Raw genomic sequence first — 17,110 nt, 5'->3', positions numbered from 1 at the left:
GGCTGACTACAACCCGGACAAGGACTTCCTGCCACCGGATCTGGCCAAGGCTGCTGCCGAACAACTCAAAGCCCGGCCTTGACGCAAATCCTGTAGGCGCCCGGCTTGCCGGCGATGGCGATTTCGAAGACGCCATCCCCGGCAAGCCGGGCGCCTACAAGTTAGCGGTGGTTGATCAATCGATCCAACCCGTCCAGCAATCGCTGCAACGCGCCCTGATTGGTGCGCATCACGTTCAGCCCCGCGTCTGCCATTCGCTTCGCATCACGCGGCAATTCGAACAGCCGCTGCACCGCCAGCGCCAGCCCCTCGGCATCTTCCACTTCCTGCAACGCTCCGGCGCTGCGCAACTGCGCGGCGATTTCGAGGAAGTTGAACAGGTGCGGCCCACTGAGCACCGGTTTCGCCAGGGCGGCGGGCTCCAGCAGGTTATGGCCACCGTTCGGCACCAGACTGCCGCCGACAAAGGCGCTATCGGCCAACGCGTACAAAAACAGCAACTCGCCCATGGTGTCGCCGAGCAACACCGAAGTCCCTGTGGTCACCGGCTCGCCGGTCGAACGACGCACCGTGGCGAAGCCCTGCTGCCTGCACAGTTCGAACACCGAATTGAAACGCTCCGGATGACGCGGCACCAGAATCAGCAACGCATCGGGATGACCGGCTAGCAACTGACGATGCGCCGCCAGCACCACTTCATCTTCACCGTCGTGAGTACTGGCGGCGATCCACACCGGACGCTCCTGAGCCTGCCATTGCCTGCGTAACTCGGCGGCACGCTGGAGCAATTGCGGGTCGATGGTCAGGTCGAATTTGATTGAACCGGTCACTTCGACCGTTTCTGCCCGTGCGCCCAAATCGCGGAAGCGTTGGGCCTCGGCTTCGGTCTGCACGGCGAACAAGCTCATCTCGGCGAGCATCGGCTGAGTCAATTTACCGAAGCGGCCATAGCCTTTGGCGGAACGCTCGGACAGTCGCGCATTAGCCAAAGCCACAGGAATCCCGCGCTTGGCGCATTGGTGAATGTGGTTGGGCCAGAGTTCGGTTTCCATGATCACCGCCAGCGTTGGCCGCACCCGGTCAAGGAACCGCGCCGCCGCGCATGGCAAGTCGTAGGGCAAATAGCAGTGCTGGATGCGCGGCTCGTTGGCGAACAAAGCGTGGATGCGTTCGGAGCCGGTCGGCGTCATGCAGGTCACGGTGATCGGCAACGCTGGATAACGTTGCAGCAACGCGCGAATCATCGGCGCCGCCGCAATGCTCTCGCCGACAGACACCGCGTGCACCCAGATACCCCCCGGCTTCATCGCCGGCAGCCCGAGCGAGAACCGCTCGCCGATGCGTTTGGCATACGCCGGTGCCTTGCGCGAGCGCAGCCACAGCCGAATCGCTACCAGTGGCAGCCCCAGGTAAAACAGCGCGGTGTAGAGAGTTCTATTCATGGCGGCGGAGTTTATCGGTTTTTTCGCCGATCGCCTGCAAGTGCACGGCAAAACGTTCCGCCAGCCAACGGGCCGCCGGGCCGAGCGGCTCATCGCGGCGCCAGACCAGCTCCACCACCAGCGCCGGCGGCGTCCATTCGCTGACCAGTTCGACCATCTGCCCCTGATACGCCGGATACTGCACCACGTGCCGTGGCAGCCAGGCCCAACCGAGCCCGCGCACCAGCCATTCGGCCATCACATAGAAACTGTCGGCCCGCCAGACCTGCGGGCTGGCCGGCTCACTGCCGGGATACACACTGGACTGGGTCGACATCAGCAACTGCCGATGCTGCGCCAGTTGCTGGCAATCGACTAGAGCCTGCGTCGCCAATGGATGCCCGACGCCGCACACCGTGACCATTTCCACGCTGCCCAGCACGCGCCGTTCGAGCGCCTCGGGAATCTGATCGTGATAAAACAGCAAACCGAGATCGGCCCGCCGCTCCACCAATTTGCGCGCCACATCGCCCTGGGCAGCGCTGGTCAATTGCACTTCAAGACTGGGAAATTTTTCTGCCAGTGCTTCGAAGCTTTCAATGATGGGCTGATACGGCATCGCCTCATCCTGAGCCACGCGCAGGCGAGCCTCCTGCCCGCGCATCATTGCCAGCGCCCGACCATTGAGACGCTCGCACTGACGCAGCACTTCCCGCGCCTCATCCAGCAACGCATTGCCGGCCTCGGTGAGTTTCGGCTGCCGGCCACTACTGCGGTCGAACAGGCTCACACCCAGATCGTCTTCCAGCAGCGCTATCGAACTGCTGACCGCCGACTGCGCCTTGCGCTGGTCCCGCGCCACGGCGGAAAACGATCGCTGCTCGGCTACGCTGACGAACAACCGCAACTGCTCCAGATTCCATTGAATGTTCATGACCAACCCATCGCCCAAACAGATAGGTAATGACTTTACCCCATCTGTGTAAGCTCTAAAATGCCGACCTCATAAAGCAACACTTCACATGAGGATGCACCCATGACCGCTTACTACTACCTGGCCATTGCCATCTGCGCCGAAGTGATCGCCACTGTTTCGATGAAAGCGGTCAAAGGCTTCAGCACACCGCTGCCGCTGATCCTGGTGATCGTCGGTTACGGCATTGCCTTCTGGATGCTGACGCTGGTGGTGCGCAGTGTGCCGGTGGGTGTGGCGTACGCGGTGTGGGCCGGCATGGGGATCGTGATGGTCAGCGTCGCGGCGCTGTTTATCTACGGGCAGAAACTCGATGTGCCGGCGATGCTGGGGATGGCGCTCATTGTGCTCGGTGTCGTGGTCATCCAGCTCTTCTCCAAAACCGCCGGGCACTAAGACCTGGAACACAATCCATGTAGGAGCAAGCTTGCTCGCGATGGCCCTATTGTATTCAGCATCACTGTTGACTGATTCGTCGCTATCGCGAGCAAGCTCGCTCCCACAGGTTTTGCATGCGCCCAGTTGATCACCAACAAATCCCCCACTTCTTCGAGTCTGTATACTGCGCCCTCGTCTTGAACTCTGAGGTCGCTGCATGCCATCCGTTATTTCCACCGACGTTCTGATTGTCGGCGCTGGTGTCGCCGGCCTCTGGTTGAATGCGCGCCTGCGTCGCCAGGGTTTTTCGACCGTGCTGGTGGAAAGCGCCACCCTCGGTGGCGGGCAGAGCGTGAAGTCCCAGGGCATCATCCACGGCGGCGCCAAGTACGCGCTGCATGGCGCGCTGACCGGTGCTTCGGAAGCCATCGCCGACATGCCGCGCCGCTGGCGTGAAGCGCTGGCCGGTGACGGCGAACTGGATTTGTCCGGCGTGCGCCTGCTGTCCGAAGCCCACTATCTATGGTCCCCCGGCACCCTCGCCGGCAACCTCACCAGCTTCTTCGCCAGCAAAGCCGTGCGCGGCCGCGTCGATCAGGTCAAGGGCGAGCAACTGCCGCCAGCCCTGCAAGACAAGCGTTTCAAGGGCAAGGTCTATCGCCTGGCAGAACTGGTGATCGACGTGCCGAGCCTGGTCCAGCGCCTCGCCGATCTGGCGGGTGATGGCTTGCTCGCCGGTCAGAACATCGAACCGTTGCTGGACGGTGGCGATCTGGTGGGCCTGAAGGTCGACGGGCGCGAGATCCGCGCCCAGCGCATCGTCTTGAGCGCCGGTGCCGGCACGGCGGCACTGCTTGAAGCGCTGGGCCTGAGCCAGCCTGCCATGCAACGCCGACCGTTGCACATGATCATTGCCAAAGGCCCGAGCCTCAAACCGCTGTACGCCCACTGCCTGGGTGGCGGCACCAAACCGCGCCTCACCGTGACCACTCACCCGGCCGCCGATGGCCAATGGGTCTGGTACCTGGGCGGCGACATTGCCGAAGCCGAAGGGGTTGCCCGCGAACCGGCCGAGCAGATCGCCACCGCGCAGAAAGAACTCGGCCAGTTGCTGCCATGGATCGACCTGAGCACCGCGCAATGGGCGACCTTGCGCGTGGACCGCGCCGAGCCGCTGCAATCGGGCCTGACGCGGCCGGACAACGCATTTCTTGCCGAAGAAGGCCGCTTGCTGGTCGGCTGGCCGACCAAACTGGCGCTCGCGCCGGACTTCGCCGACCGCGTCATCAGCTCATTGCAACGTGACGGCATCCAGCCAAGCCATCCGGCGCCACTGCCCGAGTTGCCGAAACCGCCGATGGGTATCCCGGCCTGGGAGCAACTGCTGCCATGAGCCTACCGACCCTGCACGACTTGCATCGCCCGCTGGGCAGCACCGGCCTGATGGTTTCGCCTCTGGGATTGGGCACGGTCAAACTCGGTCGCGACCAGGGTGTGAAGTACCCCAATGGCTTCCAGATTCCCGACGATAATGAAGCGCGCATGCTGCTCAAGCTGGCGCGCGACTTGGGCATCAACCTGATCGACACTGCGCCGGCCTATGGCCGCAGCGAAGAACGCCTCGGCCCGTTGCTGCGGGGTCAGCGCCAGGATTGGGTGATCGTCAGCAAGGTCGGCGAAGAGTTTGCCGACGGCCAGTCTCGCCATGATTTCAGTGCCGCGCATACTCGCCTGTCGGTGGAACGCAGCCTGCAACGTCTGGAGACGGATTTCATCGATCTGGTGCTGGTGCACTCCGACGGCAACGACCTGGCGATCCTCGACGACACCGAGGTCTACGCTACCCTCGCCGCGCTCAAGGCAGAAGGCAAGATTCGCGGCTATGGTTTCTCCGGTAAAACCGTCGAAGGCGGTTTGAAGGCTCTGGAGCAAGGTGATTGCGCGATGGTCACCTACAATCTGAACGAACAGAACGAGAAGCCGGTCATTGACTATGCTGCTGCACACGGCAAAGCCATCCTGGTCAAAAAAGCTCTCGCCAGCGGTCATGTCTGCCTGAGTCCAGGCGTGGATCCGGTGCGCGCCAGTTTCGAGCTGTTGTTTGAACATCCGGGTGTGGCCAGTGCTATTGTCGGGACCATCAATCCGCTGCACCTCGCCCACAACGTCGCGACCGTTGCCCAGGTCCTACGTAGAAACTGATGCCGCCCATGCGGCCTTAAGCAGGAGCCGACATGCCGCGTACGCTCATTAGAAAGAATCCGAGCAACTTCAAGACCCTGCCGTTATTCGTCGAAGCGACTCCCGAAGGCTTGAGTTATCAGAGCGTCGGGATGCCGCTGAATTTTTCCCAGACCTTGCAACGTCGTCGCCCGGTGGCGGTGGCTGACAGCGAACGGTTCGCCGTGGAGCTGGCCAATCTCGGGGTTTCGGTGCGTCTGACCCTGCATTGGCAGAATCGCGATTATTGGGTGTTGGTACGCCAGCGTCGGCAAGACCGTGGCGATGTGGTGCTCAAGCTGATCTCCGGTTACGTGCCGGCCCACGAACTGAACCTGCCGCTGCACACGGCGATTCAGGAGATTGCCGAAGAATGCCTGCTAGAGACGCCGGAAGGCTGGCTAGGCGGGCGTTTCAACGACACTTGGCTGCCTGCGCCCTACTCGTCCGCACTGCATTATCGCGAAGCGTTGCCGTTTCGGCTGACGCCGCTATCCGGCTCGGCGCGGCCGGTGCGCTGCGCCAACATGCAACTGATCGAACGCCCACGGGCCTACGTGCATCTGCCGACAGCGTCGTTGCAACTGATCTATGACTTGCGCCTGGACGTACCCAAGGAAGCCAAATCCCTGAGCCTGTTTCATGTCGACGAGCGGCTGGAAGGCGATCAACTGGTGGCCCGGCTCGACCGCAAGCGTCCGGATCTGTACTTGATGCCTCTGGAAGATGGCGTCCCGCGGCCCGAGTTGTACACGCTCAAGCGTGACAAACTTTTACCCGCCAGTACCCGTGGACTGTACCTGGCTGAGAGCTTTGCTATCCAGGAAGGCTGGACTGTCCGCGAGGAGCGTATTCGCTGGAAGGACTGGGTTGCACAACAAGGGCTGGAAGCACCAAAAGCCCCGCGACGGGGGCTGAAGAAACTGAGCGTAAAGGCCCTGCGACTGGTTCGACTGGTCAGTGGAAGTTTGCGCAAATAAATCAGGTTCGATCTAACCCGCTCGTTGCTTGTCCATGAAGGTGCGCAACTGCGCAAAAAAATGGAAATAGCGATTCTCGCGCTTGCCCATGCCGCGCTTGGGTGAAAACGACTCTTCGGCAAAGGCTCCGTTGATACGAACACGCGAAGCCTTGGTCTCCAGGGTGCAGATCTTCACCCCTGCCTGTTGCAATGCAAATTTGAGCAGCCGCTCGGAATGCAACTTCCTTCCCGTCACTTCACTGAAATCAAAAATGCGCTCGATCCTTTTGCCGTACGCGACGTAGGTGTCGCGACCACAAATGGCGAAACGATCATTCAACCCGCCCCACCACTGCCAGTCGGGAATATAAGTATTGAGCCGCCGGGCTTCGGCATGCTTGAACACATAAGCGGGAAGCGGTGAGTGAAAGAAATTGTCCGGCCGCACAAAGACGACGAAATCGGGATTGAAAGATTCCATCATGGTCGTGACGATGTGCAGCGAATTGAGTTGATAGATCAGGTTTCTGAGTGAGGCGTAATCATCAGCCCAGGTGTCGCCCAGCGCTTTCACTTGTTCAAAGTTCCAGCGCTCCAACACCCCCTCGGTCGAGGTCAGTTGCCCGGTCATGGTTTCGAAGGGCTCGTAGTTGTCAGCCTTCAGCTCACCTTGCTCACCCGAGCGCGAGTTCTGCACTTCGTCGATTTTATACAGGTGGTGAAAGCATTTTACGTTGCTGTCGGAAGGAAGCAGCGCCAAGACGTTTGCTTGAATGGAAGGAAAACAGATCTGCGAGTTTCTCGGGATACCAAAAAAAGCCACCGCAATATTCAACACTACAGCCCCCCTCGAAAAATAATCGGGCTTATCTTGCGGCGCCCGCGGGCACCCGGCGACAAGTCAGCCACGACGAAACAATTTCTGCCACCAATGGCGACGCCGCAGAGGTATCACGATGACGTCTGATTTTTGCAGCCAGTCCCGTTCATAATCCCAGGCATGCCCGCTCCAGCGTTTCCCCGCTTCGTTGGAAAAACCCAGGGTCATGAGCTGATAGTCATATCCTGCCTGTCCGCGCAGCCAGTCGAACAACACCAGCGCATTGAAACCGGTGGAGGGGCCGACATAGCGTTTGCCGCCCGGGCGATCGACCGGATAGTTCCACAATGCCGGTAACGGAATACGCTCCCAATAAAGCGCCACCTCTGGCAAGGGGCACATGGCCCCAGTGCATCCCACCAACATCGTGAAACACCGCGTGTCAGTCTGACTGAACAGCCCCTGCACTTCCGGACCGTAGGGAAGGCCAAAAAAGTAAGCGTCCGGCGCATTGAAACCATGCACGAAGAGATTGACGCTTTGCGGGGAAAGCAGCGGCGCCAGGACACAGTTGTTGAAGCTGACGACGACATCATCGGCGCCGATGTTCAGCGCCTGGAAATCGTCCCGTGTAATGGCCGGATTGTTGGCAACCAGCAGAACCCGGGGGGCCCTGCGCAGGCACTCCTTCAGTTCCTGTGGCAGCCCGCCCGAAACAGATTGATGACCACCAGGCAGTGCATCCAGCGCCATTGGTTGATCGGTTTGAGGCGGTTGACTTTCCATGGCTACTCTGGAACCTGCATACCGTAACGCAACTTTACCCACAGGCGAGTGAACATTGATGGCGGCCGCCAGGGACGCATTTCACGCTGAATCTCGGCAGCGAGCGTGCGCCCCACACGAGCAAAGGAATACTGGCTCTCGGCGAACGCCTGGCCGTTACTGGCAATGCGAGCGGTCAGCAACGGGTCACTCTGCAACAGCTGGAGTTTTTCCACGGCCTCATCTTCGGAGCGATAGAAAACCGTATTGTGCATATCCCGGAAGCCCAGCAATTGGTCTTCTTCACCCTGGCTCCAGGCCAGCAATACGCAGCCACACGCCATCGCTTCGAAGTTTTTGATCATGAATTCATTCATGCCGATATCGGCGCTCACAAAAATCTTGACGCGATTGAGCATTTCCAGATATTCGGCACCCGAATTAGTGCGACCCACCAACATGCCGGTCCGCCGGGAAAGGGACTCCAGAAGTGCCCTGCGTTGCGCGTATTCAGTACTTTTCAAACTGCCCAGAAAAGCCACCGGGATGTCCCGAACGCTGTTGGTGTTTTGCAGCATTTGTTCGTCATATCCCTTCGAAACGAACACTGCATCAATGTTCTCTGCTTGCAGCCGACGTGCAACGACAGCCCCGGAAACCAGCGCACGAGAGCTTGGCAGACGACTGTATAGACGCGAGTAAACCCGCAGGTATTTACTCTCGGGCATGTAGTTCTGATAAGCGTCATGCTCGAGAAACACCAGGCCCGGAATACATTTCAGGACCCTAAGTTGAGGGACGAGGCGCTTTACCCTGGAGAAGATCACAACCCGGTGAAAGTTCTGGTAATTGACGGAGGCGAGAAACGGCCCCAGCTTCATTTGCTGCTTTTTGCTCAGGCGATAAACAACACACTCGTCGCAGTTCTGCTGCACGATTTCATACAGTCGATCCAGAATCACACGTTGCTCGTCCATCACCAGGAGCATGACTTTCATAAATCATTTACCACGAGACAAAGCAGGCAAGCGCATCGGGTCATACCCACCAAAATCCTCAGGGAAGGTAATATCCTCACAATAAAAACCCGTTCATACGCCGTATGACACGGGAGTCACTAGACTCATCAACGGTTGCGAATCTTCTCGACAATCGCTGTCGTCGAGCTGTTTTCCACCAATCCCAGCACCTTCACGGTACCGCCGTAAGTCGTCACGATGTCGGCACCCACCACTTGATCGATCCCGTAATCACCCCCCTTGACCAGCACGTCCGGCTTGACCTCGCGCAGCAGGTTTTCAGGAGTGCCTTCAGGGAAACTGATCACCCAATCCACCGCACCCAGCCCTGCCAGCACAGCCATGCGACGATCGACGCTGTTGATCGGACGTCCCGGCCCTTTCAGACGACTTACCGATGCATCGTCGTTGACCGCGACGATCAAGCGATCCCCTTGGGCCCGCGCCTGCTCGAGGTAGGTCACATGACCGGCATGCAAAATGTCGAAACAACCGTTAGTGAAAACGATCTTCTCTTTGTGCGCACGTGCATCGTCAACTGCCAGCAGCAGTTGCTCCAGGCCCAATACACCACGTTCGGAACCTTCCTCACGCTGAATGGCACGACGCAGCTCCGGAGCGCTGATGGCCGCCGTACCGAGCTTGCCGACTACGATGCCAGCCGCCAGGTTGGCCAACGCCACCGCGTGGGGCAACTCTTCGCCAGCAGCGATCGCGGCTGCCAGAGTGGAAATCACCGTGTCGCCAGCACCGGTCACGTCGAACACTTCACGGGCCCGAGCCGGCAGGTGCAAGGCCGGATGATCCGGGCGCAACAAGGTCATGCCATGCTCGCCACGGGTCACCAGCAAGGCCCCGAGGTCCAGGTCGTGCATCAGTTTCGCGCCCTTGCTCACCAGTTCGTGCTCATCGACGCAACCGCCAACGATCGTTTCGAATTCACTGAGGTTCGGGGTTATCAGGCTCGCGCCCCGGTAGATCGAGAAATCCTTGCCCTTGGGATCGGCCAGCACCGGAATACCACGGGCACGGGCAGCCTGGATCAGCACCTGATGATTTTTCAGCGCGCCTTTGCCGTAGTCGGACAGCACCAGCACCTTGATGCCTTCAAGCAACTCGTCAACTTGCTCGCCCAGCGCCAAGGCGTCGGTGGCAAAGGGTTCTTCGAAGTCGATACGCAGCAACTGCTGGTGCCGGCTCATGACCCGCAACTTGACGATGGTCGGCTGGTGCGCAATACGCTGGAACAATGCGCGCACACCAGCACCCTTGAGGCTGTTGGCCAGGCTGTCGGCAGCTTCGTCGTCGCCGGTCACGCCGACCAGCGAGGCCGGTGCGCCGAGCGCGGCAATGTTCAGGGCAACGTTAGCGGCACCGCCCGGGCGGTCCTCGATTTGCTCGACCTTGACCACCGGTACCGGCGCCTCAGGGGAAATCCGTGAGGTACCACCATGCCAGTAGCGGTCGAGCATGACATCGCCGACCACCAATACAGGGGCTTGATCGAATCGCGGCATGGACAACTTCATGGAGCAACCCACATACAAAATGAACAAGGGCGGGATATTAGCACAGGGTTGGCGCAGGGCTTGCGCATGGCATGAACGAGGGTGCCAAAAGCAAAAAAAATCGCAGCCTGTACACGTTCTAAAACGACAGACTGCGATTTTTTTAATCGTTCATGACAAATGAACGCCGACAGGAATCAGGCGATGTCTCCAGCCGGGGCATCGAGGCCCATGGCGTTCAGGCGGGCGTAATAGCCGTTTTGCGCCAACAGTTCGGCATGCGTGCCGCGCTCGACGATCCGACCCTGATCCATGACCAGGATCAAATCGGCCTTTTCTATGGTCGACAGACGGTGAGCAATCACCAGGGTCGTCCGCCCTTTCATCACTTGATCCAGGGCCGCCTGGATATGCCGCTCCGATTCGGTGTCCAGTGCCGAAGTGGCTTCGTCGAGAATCAGCAAAGGTGCGTTCTTCAACAGGGCCCGGGCAATCGCCAGACGCTGGCGCTGGCCACCAGAAAGCAATACGCCGTTTTCGCCGACCTGAGTGTCCAGGCCTTCGGGCAGCTGTGCGATGAAATCCATCGCATAAGCGTCTTTCGCCGCTTTTTCGATGTCTTCACGGGGCGCACCGGCCAGATCGCCGTACGCGATGTTGTTGGCCACGGTATCGCTGAACAACGTCACATGCTGGGTGACCTGGGCGATGTGCTTGCGCAGGTTCAGCAGCTTGTACTGTTCCACTTCGACGCCATCGATCAGGATCTCGCCCTTGTCATGGTGATAGAAACGCGGAATCAGGTTGGCCAGGGTCGACTTGCCACTGCCCGAACGCCCGACCAGCGCCACCATTTGCCCAGGTTCGACCGAGAAACTGATGTCGTCTAGTACCTGACGTTCGGTGCCAGGATAGGTGAAGCTCAAATGCCGCACCTCCAGGCGCCCGGTCACGGCATCGCGTTCGACGGTGCCGCTATCGACTTCCGGCTCAACGTCCAGTTGCTCGAAAATACTTTCGGCACCGGCCACGCCTTTTTGAATGGTCGAGCTGACTTCGGACAATTGACGGATCGGCTTGGGCAGCAGGCCTGCCAGGGTGATGTAGGCCACCATGTCACCGGCGGACGCATCGCCACGCAGGAAAAGAACCAGGAACATCAGCACGGCCATGGCGCTGTAGATCACCAACTGAAGCAGCGGCGTATAGATAGCGCCGGTACGGGTCATGCGCAATTGTTTGTCGGTGTTGCCCTGGCTGGCATTGAAGAAGCGTTTTTCTTCGTAGACTTCGCCGCCGAAACTGCGCACCACGCGATAACCCTGGATGGTTTCCGACGCCACATGTGTCACGTCACCCATGGCCGCCTGGATTTTCTTGCTCTGTTTGCGGAATTTCTTGCTCGCGGTACGGACCATCACGGCGATCAACGGCAGGATCGCCACCATGACCAGCGTCAGTTTCCAATTCATGAACAGTAGCGAGGCGAACAGGAAGATCACCGTCATGCCTTCACGGATTACGACCTTGATCGCATCTGTGGCCGCCCCGGTGACCATGGTGACGTTGAAGGTGATACGCGAAATCAAATGCCCCGAGTTATGCTTGTCGAAATACCGATTGGGCAAAACCAGCAGGTTGTTGAACAGCTGTACTCGCAGGTCATGAACCAGCCCGAGGGAAACCTTGGCCAGAAAGTAGTTACCCAGATAAGATCCCAACCCCTGCCAGGCAGCGATCAGGATGATCAGTAACGGGACCGCTTGCAGCAGTTGCAAGTCGCGCAGGTAAGGCACGCTGGGAAACAGTACCGCTTCAGGATTCGAGAGGCCGTCGACGAAGTACTTGAGGATGTAGCCGAGCATTGGCTGCGTCGAAGCGAAAATCAGAAAACCGACGATGCTGATCAGGAACAGGCTGATGTACGGCCGGACATAACCGAGCAGACGGAAGTAGATTTTCAAGCTCGAGGGGCTTGCGGAGAGACTGGAGTCGGTCATATCACGCGAATGTCGATAAAAAGGACGCTGACTTTAGCACAGCTTCCTCTGGGTTCTGGCAATCGCATAAAGGCTGTTATTGTTAGACGGCGCCAACGGTATCATATAGCCATCACCGGAATGGCCGATCAACTTCAGGATTGAATTTTTCAGCATGCAAGTCAGTGGTTTCAACAGTACGTCCAATCGAGTCTTCGATTTCATTTGCCTGTGGATGCTTCCACTCGGCTATTTTTTGCTTCTGTGCTCGCTGTTCTTCCTGCCGGACCGCAGTCCGTTTCATAAGCTCTACTACGGTTTGTTCAGCATTCCAGCGCTGATTGCGCTTTGCCTGCGACCGCGTGAGCTCAAAGAGTTGCTGCGCGAGCCGATCTTCATTGCGATGCTGCTATTCGCCGGGTGGGCGCTGTTGAGTTTGTGCTGGAGCCCGGGCGATGACGGGTTTTCCGGCAAGTTCAAGCCCCCGCTCCACACGCTGATGCTGTTCGTCGGGTGCTATCTGCTGGTGCGCTACCGCAGCGAGATTGTCCAGCCACTGCTGTTCAGCGCCGCTATGGTCGGGCTGATTGCGTCGGTCTACAACCTGTACGTGTTTGCCCACATCTATGAGCCGGGCCAGCGCCTGATTGGTGGCGGCGCGTTCGACAATCCGTTGTTGAGCTCGCACTTGTTCGGCTTCTTCTGCGCCTATTGGCTGAGCCTGAGCATGACCTGCAAGCGCCCGCAGATACTCTGGTTAAGCATCCCGGCAATGGTGATCATGTTCATCGCGGTAATCGCTACCGGGTCCCGGACTCCGCTGGTGGCTCTGACACTGGCCGTGCTGTGGCTGGGCTTCATCTGCTGGAATCGCCGGTCCATCGTATTGCTGGGCATCATACTCGTCGGCGGAGCGTCAGTGATTGCGCTTTTCTCGCACATGATTTTCGAACGAGGTGATTCCTATCGTTTTGAAATCTGGCAGATGGTCCTGCAAAAAATAGCTGAACACCCCTGGATCGGCCATGGCTACGACGCCAGCATGGACATTGATGTGGGCTTGGGCTACACGCTAGCAGAGCCCCACAGTTTCGCGTTAGGCGTTCTCTACTATGTCGGTATCTTCGGTTTTATCCCGTGGCTGTTCTTCCAGGCCTGGGGCCTGCTGAGCAGCTGGCGCCATCGCGTGCAACCGCTGTTCATCATCGCCTCGACCTGGCTGGTGTTCGGTATCGGAGCGGGACTGACCGAAGGCGGCGGGATCATTTCGCGCCCCAAGGAGCACTGGTTCCTGCTGTGGATTCCCTTGGCACTGATCGCTGCACTGAGTATCAACCAACGCGCTAGTCGCCTGCTGGCCATGCCGATCAAGCAACTGTCGCAGGCAGCCCTGGAAAAACTGACGGCCAACGCCCAGGTGATCGAGGAAGATGGTTTGGGCCCCAAAGTTCTGCGCCTGCTCGATGGCAGCTTCCTCAAGCTGTTCCGCCGTCGTCGTTGGTACACCTCGGGCAGCTTCGATCCGTATTCAGAACGCTTTGCCATCAACAGCGAGCGACTGCGCCGCATGGGCATCCCGACGCCGCCGATTCTGAATCTGTACCGCCTCAGGGACGGCAGCTCCGCCGTGCACTACACGCCTCTGCCCGGCAACACGCTGCGTCAGGTCCTGCAAGCGATCACGGCGCCGGACGTGCGTGAGGCACTGGTGGAACGCTTCGGTAAATTCATGGCGCAACTGCACGAGCAAGGGGTGTATTTCCGCTCCCTGCATCTGGGCAATGTGCTGGTGCTGGAGGATGGCGAATTTGGCCTGATCGACGTGGCGGACATGCGCATCTACCCGTCGTCGCTGAGCCTGTCCCTGCGTCAGCGCAACCTGCGCCATATGCAGCGATACACCGTTGATCGACGCTGGTTGTTCGAGGATCATTTCCAGGCATTGCTGCAAGGGTATGCCGTCACAGCATCGAAATCTGCGGTGGATACCCTGCACAAGCAAGTGCTGGCTGCGAGCTCAACTGCACAGGTTCATTGATTAGCGAAGCGCAACGTAAAAGAGCAGCCTCGGCTGCTCTTTTAGTTTGGCCCGTCCTGGCACAGCGGACCGAGGCCCGGATTGAGCCGATGGCTCAATCCTTTTCCAGAGGCGAGAAATACAAGCGCCCCAGACCACGCCAGGTCTTCTTGTTCCACGCCCGAAACGGAATCTGCGCCAGAAGCTCCCGCGCCAGCTTGCGGTCTCGATTGGCGGTCTTCAGGAACATCGAACTGAGAAACTTGTAGCGCACATGCTCGTACAGCGGGTGATCACTGAACAGCGCATAGGTACGCAGGATGTTGTCGATCATGAAGCGGTGGTTCTTGTAGGAGTTGGTGGCGTGTTTGCGATAGCGCGCCATCAGCACGTTCAAGCCATCAATGAAGTAGCCGGCATGGGTCACTTTCAGCTCGATCAGCAAATCTTCCAGGCGAATAGTCGGATCGAACCCGCCGACCTTGTCCAGCGCCTCGCGACGGATCATCAGGGTCGGTGCCGGCGGATAGGGCTTGCGCTCGAGGAACATGTCATCGAAGTCCAGACGGCGGAACGGTACGTCCCGGCGCTGGCGCGACTCCGGGTACGCAATGCCGTCAGCGTCCATCAGCTCGATATTGCCGGCGCAGATGCCGACCTCGGGCTTGCCATCCATGTGCGCGACCTGCGTGGCGATGCGCTCGGGCAGCATGATGTCATCGGAACCGAAAGGCACTATCAGGCTGCCCTTTGCGCGCGCTATGGCACCGTTGAGAGTATTGGTCAGCCCCTGATTCTGCTGAACACGGAAATCAAAGCCGTGTTGCGCCTGCAAGACGTTGATCCGCTCGACACTGTCATCGCTGGAACCATCATCGACCACCAGTAACTCGATGTTCGAATAGGTCTGGTTGAGGACGCTGAGAATGCTCTCCTCAATGTAACGACCGTGGTTATACGACGCGATGATGACCGTGACGATGGGTTGTGCGTCGCTCATGATTCTTCCTTGCGGGCCTTGCTCAAGCCGGAGTCGATCAGGTTCAGGTATTCCTGGCGGAACACCTCGATATCGTGTTGTTCCTGGAGATACCGGTAGGCTTGTTCGCCCTTGGCCTTGAGCGCGTCATCCGGTAGCTCGAGGTAAGTATCCAGTGCCGCAACCAGGCTCGGCACATCCTTCGGCGTAATCGCCAGACCGCCCGCGCCCTGAATCAACGGCAGCATCGCCGGCACGTTGGAAGCGATGACCGGAAGATGACCGCTCATGCCCTCGAGCAATGCCAGCCCGAGACCTTCGGCCAGCGATGGCATGGTCCAGATGTCAAAGGCGCGAACGTACTGCAAGGCGTTTTCCTTGAAGCCCAGCAGATGCGCACGCCCGCTCAGGCCCAGACGCTCTATCTCGGCGGTCAGGCGCGACTCTTCGCGGCCCGCACCGATGATCGCCAAATGGGTATTCGGGTACTTGTCCTTGAGGGCCGCAAACGCCTGCAACAGGTAAGTGTGCCCCTTGACCGGCACCAAACGGCCCAATGCACCGATCAGTCGCACCGACGGATCAATACCGAGCAGTTCACGGGCCCGTTCGCGACTGTGTTGCAAACCTTCGGCCTGTTCGATGTCGATCGCATTGGTAATGGCGTAAGTGTTTTGATCGGTGAACCCGCAGTCGCAGTCCAGCAAATACTGCTTGACCGCCGGCGATACCCCGACAAAACGCCAGTGACTATCGATCAGGCGCTGGGTCTGGCGACGTCGGTACAATCGGTCGTACTCGCCAAAGCCGTGGGAGATGCCGATGCACAACGGCACTTTCAACCAGCGGTTGAGCGTCAGCATCATGTTGACCGGCTTGAAGCGGTTGCAAATCACTACATCGAATTTTTCTTTGCGGCAAAACTGATACAGCCGCCACATGGCGCGCAGGCGCATGCCCTTGAGCGATTTGTCGGAAAACTCGAAATAAACGGAACGCCCGGCACGGCTCACCGCCTCGCCCGGCCCTGGCTTGCCCCGCAAAAACGCGGCGGTCACCTCATAGCGATCATCCGGCAAAGCCTTGACGATCTGCTCCGCCAGGTCGGCAAAGTCATGGGCTTTGACATTGTAGTCAGGCTGCAACTGCAGAACCTTTGACCGTTGACTCATAACTCTCCCCGGTGAAAACCAGTCGCGTCGATGACCCAGGCGGGTTCAGCGGCGAGGCGCTTGATCTCCACCGGATCGGGTTGAGGCAACCGTGGCCACTCGTTGCGCTTCCAGCAAACGAAATGGAAATACGGAAACCGGCGATCGCCATCGCGATCATTGGTCAAATGGCCGTCGCGCCAATGCCATTGGTGCGGGAAATTCTCGGTCCCGTCATGCCACTTGATGCAACCACCCGGCGTACTGTACGCCTCGGTGAATTCGCTACGTCGACGCCACGGGTTGAACTTGCCCACCAGTTTGAACAAGGGCTCGGGAAAATTCTTGCGCCAGAGAAAGATTCGACTGAATGCGCCCTCGTCCAGCGCGTGATGCTTCTGGTCCGTGAACCGCGCTTCCCAATCCTTGATCTGCCTGAACAACTCACGCTTGCGGGCGGTGTTTCTGATCAGGCAAAGATGCCCGGCCACTCGCCGTTCGTGGGTGGAGTACAGGTCGTAGGAAGCAAGCCGATCGGCAGTGAAGTAGCTGCGCAGGTCGCCGTACACCAGGTCGATATCGCCGAACGCCCAGAAATCATAGCCCTCCAGGCGGTCTGCATGGATCAGACCGAACGCGGGCCTGATGTCGCACAACTTGTAAGCCTGAGTCGGCGCAAAGTCGATACCCAGCCGCTGGGACACCAACCCACAGTAATCGCTGAACATCATGCATTCGACGGTCACGTTGGGCGGTAGATTCTCGGGAACGCCGCAGTCTGTGAAGAACAACCAGTCGATGTCGGGATTGCGACGGCAGCTCTCCAGAAAAAACGGCATCCAGAAGGGCCAGCTGCCGAAATAAGGCATCAGAAACAAAATACGCGGGCATGGATTAATCACGGATAACTCGCTGTCAA

At 58.9% G+C, this 17,110-nt stretch carries 16 protein-coding genes; 6 read left to right on the top strand and 10 right to left on the bottom strand.

Annotated features, from left to right (window positions below; genetic code table 11):
* A partial coding sequence (locus Q7W83_RS02435) for a hypothetical protein (protein WP_473655792.1) occupies positions 1–82 on the top strand: 82 nt, incomplete at its 5' end.
* Positions 83–161: 79 nt separating this feature from the next.
* Here the strand turns inward: Q7W83_RS02435 and waaA are convergent.
* Together waaA and Q7W83_RS02425 are read right to left on the bottom strand one after the other, a co-directional pair.
* On the bottom strand, positions 162–1,442 hold the full coding sequence (gene waaA / locus Q7W83_RS02430; RefSeq protein WP_473655628.1) for a lipid IV(A) 3-deoxy-D-manno-octulosonic acid transferase: 1,281 nt from the start codon (positions 1,440–1,442) through the stop codon (positions 162–164).
* Entirely contained in the window at positions 1,435–2,355 is a 921-nt protein-coding gene (locus Q7W83_RS02425) for a LysR family transcriptional regulator (RefSeq protein WP_150632381.1), read from the bottom strand. Before Q7W83_RS02425 ends, waaA begins: the two co-directional genes overlap by 8 nt.
* A 102-nt stretch (positions 2,356–2,457) precedes the next feature.
* On the opposite strand from Q7W83_RS02425, the gene Q7W83_RS02420 reads away from it, so the two are divergent.
* The 4 genes from Q7W83_RS02420 to Q7W83_RS02405 all read left to right on the top strand — a co-directional run bounded on the left by Q7W83_RS02420 (position 2,458) and on the right by Q7W83_RS02405 (position 5,972).
* On the top strand, positions 2,458–2,790 hold the full coding sequence (locus Q7W83_RS02420; protein WP_008027887.1) for a DMT family transporter: 333 nt from the start codon (positions 2,458–2,460) through the stop codon (positions 2,788–2,790).
* Positions 2,791–2,989: 199 nt separating this feature from the next.
* Positions 2,990–4,165, top strand: coding sequence for an NAD(P)/FAD-dependent oxidoreductase (locus tag Q7W83_RS02415; RefSeq protein WP_150632380.1), 1,176 nt, complete (start codon positions 2,990–2,992; stop codon positions 4,163–4,165).
* The gene (locus tag Q7W83_RS02410; RefSeq protein ID WP_473655627.1) at positions 4,162–4,974 is read left to right on the top strand and encodes an aldo/keto reductase; all 813 of its coding nucleotides are present in this window, start codon (positions 4,162–4,164) and stop codon (positions 4,972–4,974) included. The genes Q7W83_RS02415 and Q7W83_RS02410 overlap by 4 nt, the downstream gene beginning before the upstream one ends.
* 32 nt (positions 4,975–5,006) lie before the next feature.
* Entirely contained in the window at positions 5,007–5,972 is a 966-nt protein-coding gene (locus Q7W83_RS02405) for a metal ABC transporter ATPase (protein ID WP_150654527.1), read from the top strand.
* A 12-nt stretch (positions 5,973–5,984) separates the two neighbouring features.
* Here Q7W83_RS02405 and Q7W83_RS02400 read toward each other — a convergent pair whose 3' ends face one another.
* The 5 genes from Q7W83_RS02400 to msbA form a co-directional block, all read right to left on the bottom strand.
* Positions 5,985–6,791 (bottom strand): hypothetical protein, encoded by an 807-nt coding sequence (locus Q7W83_RS02400; protein WP_150654526.1) that lies wholly within the window; start codon positions 6,789–6,791, stop codon positions 5,985–5,987.
* 63 nt (positions 6,792–6,854) lie between these two features.
* Positions 6,855–7,559, bottom strand: coding sequence for a hypothetical protein (locus Q7W83_RS02395; protein ID WP_150639555.1), 705 nt, complete (start codon positions 7,557–7,559; stop codon positions 6,855–6,857).
* Between the two features lie 2 nt (positions 7,560–7,561).
* A complete protein-coding gene (locus Q7W83_RS02390) occupies positions 7,562–8,536 on the bottom strand; it encodes a glycosyltransferase family protein (RefSeq protein ID WP_150654525.1) in 975 nt (324 codons plus the stop codon).
* A 128-nt stretch (positions 8,537–8,664) separates the two neighbouring features.
* On the bottom strand, positions 8,665–10,086 hold the full coding sequence (hldE, locus tag Q7W83_RS02385) for a bifunctional D-glycero-beta-D-manno-heptose-7-phosphate kinase/D-glycero-beta-D-manno-heptose 1-phosphate adenylyltransferase HldE (protein ID WP_150654524.1): 1,422 nt from the start codon (positions 10,084–10,086) through the stop codon (positions 8,665–8,667).
* A gap of 176 nt (positions 10,087–10,262) precedes the next feature.
* A complete protein-coding gene (gene msbA / locus Q7W83_RS02380; protein ID WP_150639552.1) occupies positions 10,263–12,065 on the bottom strand; it encodes a lipid A export permease/ATP-binding protein MsbA in 1,803 nt (600 codons plus the stop codon).
* A 154-nt stretch (positions 12,066–12,219) separates the two neighbouring features.
* Between msbA and Q7W83_RS02375 the strand changes: the two genes are divergently transcribed.
* The gene (locus Q7W83_RS02375; RefSeq protein WP_150654523.1) at positions 12,220–14,082 is read left to right on the top strand and encodes a bifunctional O-antigen ligase/aminoglycoside phosphotransferase family protein; all 1,863 of its coding nucleotides are present in this window, start codon (positions 12,220–12,222) and stop codon (positions 14,080–14,082) included.
* Between the two features lie 94 nt (positions 14,083–14,176).
* On the opposite strand, the gene Q7W83_RS02370 is transcribed toward Q7W83_RS02375, so the two are convergent.
* Genes Q7W83_RS02370 through Q7W83_RS02360 form a run of 3 tightly spaced genes read right to left on the bottom strand, consistent with a single transcriptional unit; the run spans position 14,177 to position 17,093 of the window.
* Entirely contained in the window at positions 14,177–15,061 is an 885-nt protein-coding gene (locus Q7W83_RS02370; protein WP_150654522.1) for a glycosyltransferase, read from the bottom strand.
* A complete protein-coding gene (locus tag Q7W83_RS02365; protein WP_473655626.1) occupies positions 15,058–16,212 on the bottom strand; it encodes a glycosyltransferase in 1,155 nt (384 codons plus the stop codon). The genes Q7W83_RS02370 and Q7W83_RS02365 overlap by 4 nt, the downstream gene beginning before the upstream one ends.
* Positions 16,209–17,093 (bottom strand): DUF6625 family protein, encoded by an 885-nt coding sequence (locus tag Q7W83_RS02360; protein ID WP_150639547.1) that lies wholly within the window; start codon positions 17,091–17,093, stop codon positions 16,209–16,211. Before Q7W83_RS02360 ends, Q7W83_RS02365 begins: the two co-directional genes overlap by 4 nt.
* Positions 17,094–17,110 lie beyond the last annotated feature (17 nt).

It is taken from the genome of Pseudomonas sp. 300 (genome assembly GCF_055803035.1).
The sequence above is the reverse complement of the archived record's forward strand: the minus strand, read 5'-3'. Positions and strand labels throughout refer to the sequence as shown.

Coding starts and splice junctions, on each gene's coding strand:
- Q7W83_RS02420 (WP_008027887.1), top strand. CDS start 2,458: ATGACCGCTTACTACTACCTGGCCATTGCCATCTGCGCCGAAGTGATC.
- Q7W83_RS02365 (WP_473655626.1), bottom strand. CDS start 16,212: ATGAGTCAACGGTCAAAGGTTCTGCAGTTGCAGCCTGACTACAATGTC.
- hldE (WP_150654524.1), bottom strand. CDS start 10,086: ATGAAGTTGTCCATGCCGCGATTCGATCAAGCCCCTGTATTGGTGGTC.
- Q7W83_RS02415 (WP_150632380.1), top strand. CDS start 2,990: ATGCCATCCGTTATTTCCACCGACGTTCTGATTGTCGGCGCTGGTGTC.
- Q7W83_RS02425 (WP_150632381.1), bottom strand. CDS start 2,355: ATGAACATTCAATGGAATCTGGAGCAGTTGCGGTTGTTCGTCAGCGTA.
- msbA (WP_150639552.1), bottom strand. CDS start 12,065: ATGACCGACTCCAGTCTCTCCGCAAGCCCCTCGAGCTTGAAAATCTAC.
- Q7W83_RS02395 (WP_150639555.1), bottom strand. CDS start 7,559: ATGGAAAGTCAACCGCCTCAAACCGATCAACCAATGGCGCTGGATGCA.
- waaA (WP_473655628.1), bottom strand. CDS start 1,442: ATGAATAGAACTCTCTACACCGCGCTGTTTTACCTGGGGCTGCCACTG.
- Q7W83_RS02405 (WP_150654527.1), top strand. CDS start 5,007: ATGCCGCGTACGCTCATTAGAAAGAATCCGAGCAACTTCAAGACCCTG.
- Q7W83_RS02390 (WP_150654525.1), bottom strand. CDS start 8,536: ATGAAAGTCATGCTCCTGGTGATGGACGAGCAACGTGTGATTCTGGAT.
- Q7W83_RS02410 (WP_473655627.1), top strand. CDS start 4,162: ATGAGCCTACCGACCCTGCACGACTTGCATCGCCCGCTGGGCAGCACC.
- Q7W83_RS02375 (WP_150654523.1), top strand. CDS start 12,220: ATGCAAGTCAGTGGTTTCAACAGTACGTCCAATCGAGTCTTCGATTTC.
- Q7W83_RS02370 (WP_150654522.1), bottom strand. CDS start 15,061: ATGAGCGACGCACAACCCATCGTCACGGTCATCATCGCGTCGTATAAC.